At 40.6% G+C, this 12,012-nt stretch carries 11 protein-coding genes and 1 other RNA gene; 5 read left to right on the top strand and 7 right to left on the bottom strand.

Features of this window, described 5'->3' with window-relative positions:
* The first annotated feature begins 235 nt into the window (after positions 1–235).
* Both QOL23_RS06575 and rnpB read left to right on the top strand, forming a co-directional pair.
* A complete protein-coding gene (locus QOL23_RS06575) occupies positions 236–550 on the top strand; it encodes an MTH1187 family thiamine-binding protein (RefSeq protein WP_283400788.1) in 315 nt (104 codons plus the stop codon).
* Positions 551–575: 25 nt separating this feature from the next.
* Positions 576–901, top strand: an RNA gene (gene rnpB, locus QOL23_RS06570) — RNase P RNA component class A.
* Here rnpB and QOL23_RS06565 read toward each other — a convergent pair.
* The 7 genes from QOL23_RS06565 to QOL23_RS06535 form a co-directional block, all read right to left on the bottom strand.
* Positions 900–1,301 carry a secondary thiamine-phosphate synthase enzyme YjbQ gene (locus QOL23_RS06565; protein ID WP_283400787.1) on the bottom strand — a complete coding sequence of 134 codons (402 nt, stop codon included), beginning with the start codon at positions 1,299–1,301 and terminating at the stop codon, positions 900–902. The genes rnpB and QOL23_RS06565 overlap by 2 nt on opposite strands.
* A 10-nt stretch (positions 1,302–1,311) precedes the next feature.
* Entirely contained in the window at positions 1,312–2,166 is an 855-nt protein-coding gene (panC, locus tag QOL23_RS06560) for a pantoate--beta-alanine ligase (RefSeq protein WP_283400786.1), read from the bottom strand.
* A 1-nt stretch (position 2,167) separates the two neighbouring features.
* Positions 2,168–2,968 carry a YihY/virulence factor BrkB family protein gene (locus QOL23_RS06555; RefSeq protein ID WP_283400791.1) on the bottom strand — a complete coding sequence of 267 codons (801 nt, stop codon included), beginning with the start codon at positions 2,966–2,968 and terminating at the stop codon, positions 2,168–2,170.
* Positions 2,969–3,015: 47 nt separating this feature from the next.
* Positions 3,016–4,221 carry a c-type cytochrome biogenesis protein CcsB gene (ccsB, locus tag QOL23_RS06550; protein WP_283400785.1) on the bottom strand — a complete coding sequence of 402 codons (1,206 nt, stop codon included), beginning with the start codon at positions 4,219–4,221 and terminating at the stop codon, positions 3,016–3,018.
* Between the two features lies 1 nt (position 4,222).
* Positions 4,223–5,542, bottom strand: coding sequence for a cytochrome c biogenesis protein ResB (resB, locus tag QOL23_RS06545; RefSeq protein WP_283400784.1), 1,320 nt, complete (start codon positions 5,540–5,542; stop codon positions 4,223–4,225).
* 72 nt (positions 5,543–5,614) lie between these two features.
* Positions 5,615–6,739 carry an amidohydrolase family protein gene (locus QOL23_RS06540; RefSeq protein ID WP_283400783.1) on the bottom strand — a complete coding sequence of 375 codons (1,125 nt, stop codon included), beginning with the start codon at positions 6,737–6,739 and terminating at the stop codon, positions 5,615–5,617.
* Complete coding sequence (locus tag QOL23_RS06535) at positions 6,714–8,060, bottom strand: HD domain-containing protein (RefSeq protein WP_283400782.1); 1,347 nt, start codon at positions 8,058–8,060, stop codon at positions 6,714–6,716. Before QOL23_RS06535 ends, QOL23_RS06540 begins: the two co-directional genes overlap by 26 nt.
* 97 nt (positions 8,061–8,157) lie before the next feature.
* Here QOL23_RS06535 and QOL23_RS06530 point away from each other — a divergent pair, with 97 nt between their 5' ends.
* The 3 genes from QOL23_RS06530 to pheT all read left to right on the top strand — a co-directional run bounded on the left by QOL23_RS06530 (position 8,158) and on the right by pheT (position 12,006).
* Positions 8,158–8,397, top strand: coding sequence for a hypothetical protein (locus QOL23_RS06530; protein ID WP_283400781.1), 240 nt, complete (start codon positions 8,158–8,160; stop codon positions 8,395–8,397).
* A gap of 205 nt (positions 8,398–8,602) precedes the next feature.
* Positions 8,603–9,628: a phenylalanine--tRNA ligase subunit alpha gene (gene pheS / locus QOL23_RS06525; RefSeq protein ID WP_283400780.1), complete on the top strand. Its 1,026-nt coding sequence runs from the start codon at positions 8,603–8,605 to the stop codon at positions 9,626–9,628.
* Positions 9,625–12,006, top strand: coding sequence for a phenylalanine--tRNA ligase subunit beta (gene pheT / locus QOL23_RS06520; protein ID WP_283400779.1), 2,382 nt, complete (start codon positions 9,625–9,627; stop codon positions 12,004–12,006). Before pheS ends, pheT begins: the two co-directional genes overlap by 4 nt.
* Positions 12,007–12,012 lie beyond the last annotated feature (6 nt).

Genomic DNA, 12,012 nt, shown 5'->3' with positions numbered 1-12,012 from the left:
CTCCCGCAGGCACGCACCCCTTATTCTACTGTCAAAGACCGCCTTTCAAGACGCAAGATGTAAATTTATGACTCTTGACCCGAACTGTCAAGCCCCCACTTTCAGTTTCTTGTGAGAGCCTGACCTTATTCAACTGTTGTTCAAACTTGACGATGGCTAATATAGACCCACGAAAACTGATGTCAAGGGGATTGGGACTAAATTTTAAAAAGAAATCTAATTAAAGGAGGAAAAAATGTCTGTCTTAGTGGAATTCGCCATGTTCCCCACAGATAAAGGGGAAAGTGTAAGTAGTTATGTATCAAGGATAATAAAATTCATTGATGAAAGCGGTATTCCATACAAACTTACTCCTATGGGAACCATTTTTGAGACAGAAACAATAGAGGAAGCTCTTAAAGTTTTAGAACAAGCTTATAAGTTATTAGAACCCGACTGTAATAGAGTCTACTGCACGGCAAAGTTTGATATAAGAAAAGGAAGGAGTAACCGATTAGAACAAAAAATCAAATCAATAGAAAAGAAAATAGGCAAGGAAGTTAGAAAATAGTTCCAACAATCCTATATTTTAATAGGGAGCAGGGCGAAGGGTCGCTGGAAGGAACTCCTTCCAGAGGAAAGTCCGGGCTCCACAGGGCAGGGAGCTGGCGTTAAGCCAGGTAGGGGTAACCCTACGGAAAGGACCACAGAAAACAGACCGCCACCTAAAAGGTGGTAAGGGTGAAAAGGTGGTGTAAGAGACCACCGCTTTCCCTCGCGAGAGGGAAAGGCACGGTAACCCCCTCCCGGAGCAAGGCTAAATAGGCTGGCGCTTGAGGGTTGCCCGCCCGATGCCAGCGGGTAAGCCGCATAGATAAATGACCCTTTCAAACAGAACCCGGCTTACGTCCCTGCTCCTTCTATCCTTTTACAATTTTTACATAAACCTTCCTATTTCTCGGTCCATCAAATTCACAAAAGTAAATCCCTTGCCACGTCCCTAATAAAAGCCTTCCATTCCTAATTATTACAGTCTGAGAACATCCAACAACTGAAGATTTTACATGAGCAGCTGAGTTTCCTTCCGCATGTTCATAAAACGGTTCTACCCAAGGAATAAGTTTATCAAGAACTTTTGCTATATCTTTGCGAACAGTCGGGTCAGCATTTTCGTTAATAGTAACCGCTGCAGTAGTGTGAGGAACGTATACTACACATATACCTTCTTCAACATCTGCTTGCGCAACAATAGCTTCAACTTGCCTGGTAATATCAACAAACTGCGTTCTGGCAGACGTTTTTAGATTAATTTCATAAATCATTCTTCACCTCCTAAAGTTCTTCACCTACAACCCAGTTATCTATCAATCGTGCGTTACCCACAAAAACCGCTAACGCTACTAATACACCGGGATACAATTTTTCAACAGGGTTAAGAGTTTCTCCATCAACTATTTCCACATAATCTATCTTCTTCACCAAAGGTTCAGCGCTGATAAAAGACACTATCTTTTCCTTTAATTCTTCAGCATCCCTTCCCCCCTTTTCATAATACTCTTTCGCTAACAACAAACTCCTGTAAAGAATTGTAGCAGCTTTTCTTTCTTCCAAGGAGAGATAAACGTTCCGGGAACTCATCGCAAGTCCATCGGGTTCCCTTACTATAGGACAACCAACTATCTTTACCGGAAAATTCAAATCTTTTACCATTCTCTCAATAACTTTTAATTGCTGATAATCCTTTTTACCAAAATACGCTTTATCAGGCATAACGATGTTAAGCAGCTTAGCAACTACAGTAGTTACTCCTCTAAAGTGGCCCGGTCTTTTAGCTCCACAGAGACCTTCAGTAAGATTTAAAACTTCTACGTAGGTGGAAAATCCCCCCGGGTACATCTCCTCTACGCTGGGAATAAACAGAACATCCACCCCTTCTTTTTCAAGTAAAGTCCTATCTCTTTCTACATCTCTGGGATATCTTTCAAAATCCTCTCCAGGTGCAAATTGAGTTGGGTTAACAAATATGCTCACAACGACAACGTCATTCTCCTCCTTAGCTTTTCTTACAAGACTTAAATGTCCTTCGTGCAGATAACCCATAGTAGGAACAAAACCTACCGATTTACCTTTATCTTTAAAAACTGAAATTTTTTCTCTCAATTCGGATATCTTATCCACAATTTCCATCCTACATCTCCTCAGCTAACATTTTAGCTTTAATTATCCCCACGCCCAAAAGTAACACAGTAGCAGAGTAATATATCCATAAAAGAAAAACAACTATCGCTGCAAAAGAACCGTACAAAATACTTACCTTAGACAGATTAAAAATGAACCAGATAAATACTTTTTCAAATACTGCAAGCAAGATAAATACGATTAAAGTTACTTTCATCACAAATCTACCCGATACTTTAACTGGAAGTAGAAAGTAATAAATGGAGAAAATGAAGACAAAAACAAGGATAGGAACAGCAATAGAAGTAAAGAGAGAAAGAATGGGCAGTTTGGGCATAAGAACAGCTATGAGGTATTTAACCACGTAAAAAACAAGCATCAGTATCCATAAGAAAAATATCACAAGAATTGTAACGATATGCTTGTAAAAAAAACCAGCCGGATTTGTCTTATCCAGTATTTCACAAAAACTTTTCTCTATTGAAAGAAAAATCCCCCGCGAAAACCACAACATTATCAAAGCAGCAGTTCCACTTATAATTCCGGAATCGTTGATAACATCTTCTATCTGTAAAAATATGGGTTTTAAGGGTGAATTTATAATCTCCGGCGGAATAAAACTCTTAAAGTCAACGTGAAAGACCATCATACCCAAGAAGAAGAGAAATATAAAGAGGGGAATAACTGACATTAACGTATAGTAAGCTATAGAAGCTGCAAAGAATTGATAATCGCTTTCAAACAGGTCACACACAGAAAACAGAAGATAACGGGAAAAAGAACCTTTCTTGAGCAATCTTTTGCAAATCATAATCACCCTGAAAAATTATACCCCCAAGAAGGGGGCAACAACAAATATTACTGAGCGTAGCTGTGAAGACCAGGAATAATAAGGTTAACGCCGTAATAGGTAAATATCACAGATAGGAAACCAACTATAGTAAAGTAAGCAAGAGGCTTACCTGAAAGACCTTTAATATACCTTGCATGAAGGTAAGCAGCGTAAACAAGCCAAGTAATTAAGGACCAGGTTTCTTTAGGGTCCCAAGACCAGTATCCACCCCAAGCGTATTTAGCCCACACAGCTCCCAATATTATTCCTATAGTCAGGAAAACGAAACCTACCGCAACAGATTGATACATGATATGTTCAAGAGCATCAGTAGAAGGAATAATGCGGGAAAACGCTTCTGCCTTTGTCCTAATGAGGTATATAGCTCCTACTATTGAAGCTGAAAGGAGTAGGGAAATAACTATCGTAAGGAGGGCATTTCTTCCCGAGTCAAAAACAACCAAAGAAAGAATTAAGGAAGCAAAGAAAATCAGCCCCCATATCTTTCCTGAAAAATCCGCAAACTTAAACTCCCCTTCCTTCCTCGTCTTTGAGACCAAGAAAGCTATAAACAGGGAAATTATCACTCCGACTAAACCTGTAATATAAACAGAAAGAATAAAAGAGTTAGAAGGTCTAAAAGGATAGAGAATCACTGTAAAAATGATGTAGAAAGAAAATGTGAAGAGGTATATCCAATCACCTAAAGTAACGTCTTTCTCCTTACAAAAATACAGGTAAGCCATACCAGCACTGACCGCCGCTGCTGCATAACCTATAAACGTCGTTACAACGTGGAAAAGAAGCCAGTTACTCTGCAAAGCAGGAACAAGAGGTTGAGCCTGCTCATCAAAACCTAAAATCTGAGTGGACAGTTCACCCATCAGAGCGAGAGGTAAAACAAACATACCGAAAGCTTTGTTTTTATACTTCCACTCAAAGAGCAAATAGAGAAATACCGCTGTCCAACCGAAAAGCATCAGGGATTCGTACATGTTTGTAAATGGAGCGTACTTGTAGAAAGCAGTCCAGTCGGTGACCATATTCACCTTTGCTTTTTCAATCCCTCTAACAACGAAAGCTGCGCCTTGAATAAAAATACCTATCCAGGCAACGGCAGTGGCAAGTTTTCCTACTTTTTCGCTCTTTGAGAAGGTATAGATAGTGTAAAAGAGGAAAGATAGGAAAAACGCCACCATACCAGCGTTGAAAAGTGTTACGGATGTAACCATTTTATTCCTCCTTAGGGGTATTCTGGCAGTATGAAGACTTTAACACCCCTAAGACTCCCTCAAGTTCCTGAGACAGCCCCTCCGTTCCCTTGTTCGTCGTTCCGCCTATTACTACTTTCGTTCTATCCTCACCCTTCTTCTCTATTCTTACCCATACCCTTCTGTGAGGAATGAAGAAGGCGATAATCAATCCTAAAATCAGTATTATGCTGCCAAGCCAAACAACCCACGTTCCTGGGTCTCTGGAAACTTGAAGTCCCGTATAAAATACGGGTTTAACGTCTGCAACAGCAAAGAGAACGTTTGTACCCGGAATCTGGTACGGAGTAAACATTTTTGCTTGATAATCTTTCACCTTTCCGTGGTCTATCACTTCAAAACCGACCAACATTCTCATACCGTCTATACTGACAATTCTCATATAAACGCCATCCTCTACTTTAAAAGGCTGTCCAAACGCAACAGCTACGGTAGTTATGTTATCACCCTTTTTGAGCTGAATGAAAGCTTCTCCCTGCCCGTAACTTGCCTGATAGAAGTAAATACCTTTGTACTTAAGAGGGTCGTTAACCTTTATTTGCTTTCTCAATACCTCTTTACCGTTCTCTATTATGGAAATATCGGAGATGTAAGCTTTGGGCATACCGGAAGGGTAAAAGTCTATCTTGAACTTGTTGCACTTAACGTAGAAGGGAAGCTCAATAATTTTACCGCCTGTGAAAAAGCTTACCAGGTTGCTGGCAGTTCCTTCTGCAAGGTTCATATAACCTCTGTATCCCCAAATAGCCGTTATTAGACCGCCAATTAAGACGATAAGAACGCCTAAGTGGACTATATAAACGCCAAACCTTGCAAAAACGTTTTTATCAGCAAAAATGTAAGTTTTGTCCTCCTGTTCTTCTACAACTTCTACTTTGTACCTTACTCTTCTGAAAGCTTCTATCAGAGAGTTTTTTACCTTTTCAAAAGGTGCAGGAAAAGTAATGGAGTGATAGGCTTTAAGGTTTTTCTCCTGCCCTTCAGGAAGAATCTTCTTAGGCTCTTTAGCTATCTTCCAGATTTTTGGAAGCCTCTTTATTGAACAAACAATAAGGTTTATGGCAAGTAAAACCAAAAGCAGAATGTACCACCAAGAATGGTAAACGTCGGTAAAACCTAAGAATTTAAAAATCTTATACGTAGTCTCCCCGTATTCCCTCAAATACTGAATTGGGTCTTTCTGCTGTTCTATGATTGTTCCAATGATAGAGGTTGTAGCGAGCATAAGGAGAAGGAAAATCGCCAACTTGACGGAACTGAAAAAGTCATACAGTTTCTTCATGTCAACTCCTTTAGGAGTGGAATATTCTTAAAAACTAAAGGCGATTATAACACAACAAAGTGAGCAGAAAAGCTAAAGAGTTATTATCTTCAAAGAAGGAAGAGTTAAAAGGAAATCAAGGGGATTTTCGGGGGTTTGAGGTGAATAGGAAAAGATTGGAGAAACCCTGTAATTTTCAATCCTTAACGTATTGGCTCCGCCGAGAGTAACGGTGTAAAAGAGCTTTTTTAATGACACCTTACAATCCAAACGGTAGTAAAGCGTTTTTAACTCTTCAAGAACGTTAAGAGAAAGATTGGTGCTCATTCCATCTGTGCCTAAAGCAATTTTCTCGTAACCGATAAAAGGTTCTACACTGGGAAATCCTACTTTAAGGTGCAGGTTACTTCGGGGGCAGAGAACGATGGAAGCGTTATGTTTAATTAACGTTTCTATCTCTTTTTCTGAAAGGTTCGTGCAGTGAACAGCTATCGTATTTTCGTGTAAAGCGTCGGCTTTCTTCAGGTAATCTATGAGATTCTCACTTTCAGGCATTGGATACTTTTTCCTGCCGATTTCTGGATAAATTAGAGATTCAAATCGGTTTGACTTTCCCGATACTAAAAGCTGTTCATCTACCACCTCTCCTAAATGAATCTGGAAAGGGTAGTTTCTCTCAAGAGAATCAACAGCTATCTCTTTTAAAAGTTCAAAAGAAACAGAATAGACAGAGTGTGCAGAGAGGGGCGGTTGTAATCCTTTTAAATTCTTCTCTTTTCCGATTATTTCAAGGAAAGAAACGAGGTGAAATTTTTTTGAAGAATATCTTTTTGAGTAGCCAAAGGAGGAAATATCTCCTATATAGTAAGTTCCAGTGCTCTCAAGAAGTTTTAAGCCTCTCTGAAAAGAGTTCTCTATCCAGTCTTCGGTAAAGGTCTGTCTTTTACTTATTATCCAGAGAAGCCAGTCAAAAAAGCTGGCAAACTTATCGGGCGAAAAGGAAAGGGCTGAAAGTTCTAAATGGGTATGGGCGTTAACAAAAGGGGGATAAAGAGTGCCTTTAATCTCTTTAACCTTGAGGGCTTCTGGACGTCTGAAAGTCTTTTCCAATACCTTGTTACCTTTAACTACTAAGTAAACGTTCCTTTTGATAGTTCCATCAGGTTCTACAAGGCAACTAACTTTATAGGCTTTAACTGCAGCAGTATCCTTTGACAAACTTGATAGCCTCCTCTTTCGTTCTGACTTTACCTATAGCCTGAAGTTCTTCCAATTTCTCTTTAATTCTGCCCACACAGGGATTGGGTGATGAAAATCCTCTTATCTCTATTATATCTTCACCGCTAAGCAGCGGTTTAATGGACTCAAACCTTTCAAAATCAGCTACCAAAAGGGAAAGGAAATCAAGGTAGTCGCCAACAGACTGCGCCATTTCTTCCGATGTTGCCATGTAATCTGCAACGCTGTGAAGAAGAACGTGGTAGTGGTAGGGACGGGAATCTTTGTAAAGGTTGAAAATCGCCTTTTTAGTCAGTTTCCCTTTCTTGTAAAGGTCGTATAGGAAAAAGGGACGGAGGTGGTTTCTGATAACCGTCCAGGCTATTTGAGAGGCTCTCTTTCCAAACGCCAATCTTTGAAAGGCGTTTTTAGCAATCTCTGCACCTATTTTATCGTGGTTGTAAAAGGTAAGGTAACCGTCTTTTTCTTTCACCGTCACAGGTTTGGCAACGTCGTGGTAGAGGGCTACCAACTTGAGAATATTAAAGTCATTACCGACTTCTTCTCTCAAAGGTATAGAGTCACAGAAAGTTTCAAGGTATTTGACGGTTAGGAAGGTGTGGGTTTTAAGGTCAAACTGGTGAAGGCCGGAGGGGGGGATTTTTTCAATGCCTTCAAGCTCGGGGAAAACGTGAACAAAAGCGCTCAAATGGTCAAGTTCTTCTAAGTAGCGGTGGAAGAGAGGAAGGGGGAGGATTTTGAAGAGTTCGTCTTTGAGGCGGGGTGGGGGGATTTTTCTCAGAAGGAAAGCATTTTCTTTAGCCTGTCTGACAAAATTTTCATGATACGCGAAATTGAGAGTTAACTTAAACCTGATACCCCTTAGAATTCTCACAACATCCGCCCGAATAGAATCTTCTCTTATCGGTCTTAAAACCTTCCTTTTTAAATCTTCATATCCATTAAAAGGATCTATCAAATTAACAGTTTCTTTTAAAAAAATCCCCCCCAAACTCACCGCCATAGCATTAACCGTAAAATCCCTCTTCCCCAAATCCTCCTCAATCGTTTCCCCATCAACCAAAGTCAAATCAACGCGGAATTCACCCTTTTTATAAAAGGTATAAACCGTCTTCTCCTTCTCAAAAACAAACGGCTTTACACCTAACCTCTCTTTCAAACAATCAAAATCCACCTCATCCCACGAGCTAACCACCAAATCAACGTCTAACTCTTTCTTCCTAACGCCTAACAAAACGTCTCTGACAAAACCGCCAACGATATAACCAGACTTCAAACACGAAGAAACTAACCGTAACAATTCATTCCTGAAACGCCTGCTCTCCACTTTTCACTCCCGAAAATTCTTCCTAAATTATCCCACTACAAAACCGTTAAAGTTCTACCGGAGGTGGAAGATGGAACTCTGGGTCAGAGCTGAAGACGGTAAAAGCGTAAAGTTCCAGGGCTCTCTTAAAGCTGTTTTTGAAGCAGTAAAGGAAAAGTTTTCTCAGTCTCCGCAAATCTTAGCGTTCAACGGCACAAAAAGGGAAAGAAGACGTTTCAAAAGAGAGTTAAGAGAAGCCAATAAAGATTTACTCAAAGCTGCAGAAAACTACATCAACTGGTATAAACGCTGTAGAAGGCTCTTCTCCTAAAATATATTAAGGGCTCCCCTTTCGGGAAGCCCTACCATTCTCTTTTCCCCTTCCCTCCCATCTAAGAAAGAAAGTTTATCCTCATCACCAAAATTATAATATACACAACTGCAACTTTTCAACACTTAAAAGTAAAACACAGAAAGGGGAAAAGGGTTATAATAGTTGCTCACAATTCAAAGCTTTACTCTAAAGAGGGAGAAAAATGGAAGAGATAAAATCTCTTGAAAAAACGTTCTTTGAAGAACTATCAAAGACACAAACGAAAGAAGAGCTTGAAAACCTGAGAGTTTCTTACATAGGAAGAAAAGGGAAAGTTACCGAACTCCTCAAAAAAATCCCTACCTTACCCCCCGACCAGCGCAAAACATTCGGAAAAGAGTGCAACGTCCTGAAGCAGAAAATAGAAAACGCCATAAAAGAAAAACTTGCCTTCTTTAAAGAACAGGAAAAGAAGGAAAAGTTAGAAAAAGAACGCATTGATGTTACACTGCCAGGCAGAAAAGTAACGCCAGGCAACCTTCACGTCGTAACGAAAACTCTCAAAGAAATCGTTAGAACCTTTACCTCAATGGGTTTTGCCGTAGCCGAAGGACCAGAAATAGAAACAGATTTTTACAACTTTGAAGCTCTAAACATACCCAAAGGACATCCGGCAAGAGAGATGCAGGATACCTTTTACATATCAGAAGATGTCGTTCTCAGAACACACACATCCCCCGTTCAGATAAGAGTAATGGAAAGCCACCAGCCACCGATTCAGATAATCGCACCCGGAAAGGTTTACAGAAAAGACGCCGACGTCACCCACACGCCAATGTTCCATCAGGTAGAAGGCTTGATGGTTAACACAAAAGTAACGTTTGCCGACCTTAAAGGCATATTAGAACTGTTCCTCAAAGAGATCTTCGGCTCTGAGACAAAAGTGCGTTTCAGACCTTCTTACTTCCCATTCACAGAACCAAGCGCAGAAGTTGACATCGGTTGCGTAATATGTGGCGGTAAAGGGTGCAAGGTATGTAAAGGAACGGGCTGGCTTGAAATTTTAGGCTGCGGAATGGTTGACCCGGCAGTCTTCAAAGCAGTTGGCATAAACCCGGAGCACTACCAGGGCTTTGCCTTCGGAATGGGCGTTGAAAGAATAGCAATGCTCAAATACGGCATAGACGATTTAAGACTCTTCTTTGAAAACGACCTGAGATTCCTAAGGCAGTTCGGAGGACTGGTATGAAAATAACTTACAATTGGCTCAAAGAATTCATTGACATAAGCGACCTTACACCGCAAGAGGTTGCCGACATTCTCACAGACATCGGAATAGAAGTAGATTCTGTTTCTTACGCTGCCGAAAACTTAGAAAAAGTCGTTACCGGCAAAATCCTCTCCATCACCAAACACCCCAACGCTGACAAGCTCAAAATCTGTCAGGTTGACGTCGGAAACGAAACTATTCAGATAGTTACAGGTGCAGACAACGTGTTTGAAGGTGCAATCGTTCCCGTAGCCCTTCACGGTGCAAAACTTCCAATAGGTATAAGGATAAAAAGAAGCAAATTGCGTGGTGAAGTCTCAAACGGAATGCTCTGCTCAGAAGCAGAATTGGGCTTAACAGACTCTTCACCTGGCATAATGATTCTTCCAGAAAACACCGAAATCGGAAAAGACATAGTAGAAGTTTTGGGTCTCAACGACTGGATAATTGAATACGAAATCACAACAAACAGACCCGACGCGCTTTCCGTTTTAGGAATAGCAAGAGAACTAAAAGCAGTTTTAAACAAACCCATCGTTCTTCCAGACACCTCTTTTGAAACAGGCAGTTTTAAGGCGGAAAACGAAGCAGAGTTGGAAGTTTTAGACTCTGCCGCCTGCCCAAGATACACAGGCTTTATCGTAAAAGGAATCAAAAATGCCCAATCCCCACTTTGGATGCAGGTAAGGCTTTACCTTGTAGGCTTAAGACCTATAAACGCAGTAGTTGATGCAACAAACTACGTAATGTATGAGTTAGGGCAACCTCTACACGCCTTTGACCTTGAGAAATTGGCAGGCAAAAAAGTAGTCGTTAGAAGGGCAAAAGACGGTGAAAAAATCCTCACCTTAGACGGCACAGAAAGAAAACTAACCTCTGATGACTTAGTCATCGCAGATGCGGAAAAACCCGTTGCAATAGCAGGAATAATGGGCGGAGAAGAATCGGGAACAACCCTTGAAACAGAAAACATCCTTTTAGAGTCTGCCCACTTTGACCCGATGACAATCAGAAAAACGTCCAAACGCCTTAACCTTTCAACAGACTCTTCCTACAGGTTTGAAAGAGGTGCAGATATTGAAGCCTGTGAATTCGCAGCAGCAAGAACACTTCATCTTATTCAAAAGGTTTGCAGCGGTGAAGTTGCAGAAGGCAGGTTAGAACATTACCCCAAACCTTACACACCAAAGGTTATCGTTTTCAATCCGGAAAAATCCTCCCGCCTCTTAGGCGTCCAGATTCCTGCAAGAAAATCCTCCGAAATCCTCTCCAACCTGGGCTTCACCGTCAAAAAAGAGCAGGACTACATAGTTGTCAAAGTCCCTTCCTGGAGAAAATACGACGTAACGAGAGAAGTTGACCTTATAGAAGAAGTTGCCCGTATATACGGAATGAAAAACATCACAAGCACATATCCCCTCATGCACTCAAACGTTAAAAAAGACTACCGTTACTTCTACATTCAGGAAATCAAAGAGTTCATTGCATCTCACGGATACAACGAAGCAATCAACTACAGCTTCATAGGAGAAAAACTCTACTCAAAATTCGGCTTTGACGTTTCAAAGCTAACAAAAATCGCCAACCCACTATCAGAAGAATGGGTTTACATGAGAGACTACCTCTTCCCGTCTTTAGTCCAAAACGCCGTCAACAACATAAACAGAAACGAAAAAGATGTAGCTCTTTTTGAAGTCGCCAAAATATTCGTCAACAAAGGTGAAAAACTTCCTGAAGAACCGCTACACGTCGCTTTCCTATTAACCGGAAAAGTTAAAGACGACCTTTACAGAGAGAGAAACGCTGACTTCTACGACATAAAAGGCATCGTTGAATCTCTGCTTGAAAAGCTCAACGTAAACGCTGAATTTACAGCTCAAAACGAAAAACCGTTCCTTCACCCCGGACAGAGCGCAAAAATAACCGTTGACGGAGAAGAAGTAGGCTTCATAGGCAAACTACACCCAGATGTAACAGAAAAGTTTGAGATAAAACAGGATATCTTTATCGCCGAACTAAACCTTGATAAGTTACTATCAGAAGCTCTCTCTAAGAAAGTTACATTCAAACAGATTCCAAAATTCCCACCGGTAACGAGAGACATAGCCGTTGTAGTAGAAAAAGAAAAACCGGTAGCGGAAATAGAAAACGTTATACGCTCAAAAGCTAAATATTTAGAATCGCTGAAACTCTTTGACGTTTACGAAGGTAAAGGTATTCCCGAAGGTAAGAAGAGCGTAGCGTTCTCACTCAGATTCAGGGCAAAAGATAAAACCCTTTCCGACGAAGAAGTAAATACTATAATGAATGCTATAATTAAAGAACTTGAAAACTATGGAGCTACTTTAAGGGCATAAGAGGAA

The sequence above is a fragment of the Desulfurobacterium pacificum genome, assembly GCF_900182835.1.
Lineage (GTDB): Bacteria > Aquificota > Aquificia > Desulfurobacteriales > Desulfurobacteriaceae > Desulfurobacterium_B > Desulfurobacterium_B pacificum.
The sequence above is the reverse complement of the archived record's forward strand: the minus strand, read 5'-3'. Positions and strand labels throughout refer to the sequence as shown.

Bases quoted from the DNA above. Each gene is read 5' to 3' on its own strand.
- QOL23_RS06575 (WP_283400788.1), top strand. From the start codon at position 236: ATGTCTGTCTTAGTGGAATTCGCCATGTTCCCCACAGATAAAGGGGAA.
- QOL23_RS06565 (WP_283400787.1), bottom strand. From the start codon at position 1,301: ATGATTTATGAAATTAATCTAAAAACGTCTGCCAGAACGCAGTTTGTT.
- panC (WP_283400786.1), bottom strand. From the start codon at position 2,166: ATGGAAATTGTGGATAAGATATCCGAATTGAGAGAAAAAATTTCAGTT.
- QOL23_RS06555 (WP_283400791.1), bottom strand. From the start codon at position 2,968: ATGATTTGCAAAAGATTGCTCAAGAAAGGTTCTTTTTCCCGTTATCTT.
- ccsB (WP_283400785.1), bottom strand. From the start codon at position 4,221: ATGGTTACATCCGTAACACTTTTCAACGCTGGTATGGTGGCGTTTTTC.
- resB (WP_283400784.1), bottom strand. From the start codon at position 5,542: ATGAAGAAACTGTATGACTTTTTCAGTTCCGTCAAGTTGGCGATTTTC.
- QOL23_RS06530 (WP_283400781.1), top strand. From the start codon at position 8,158: ATGGAACTCTGGGTCAGAGCTGAAGACGGTAAAAGCGTAAAGTTCCAG.
- pheS (WP_283400780.1), top strand. From the start codon at position 8,603: ATGGAAGAGATAAAATCTCTTGAAAAAACGTTCTTTGAAGAACTATCA.
- pheT (WP_283400779.1), top strand. From the start codon at position 9,625: ATGAAAATAACTTACAATTGGCTCAAAGAATTCATTGACATAAGCGAC.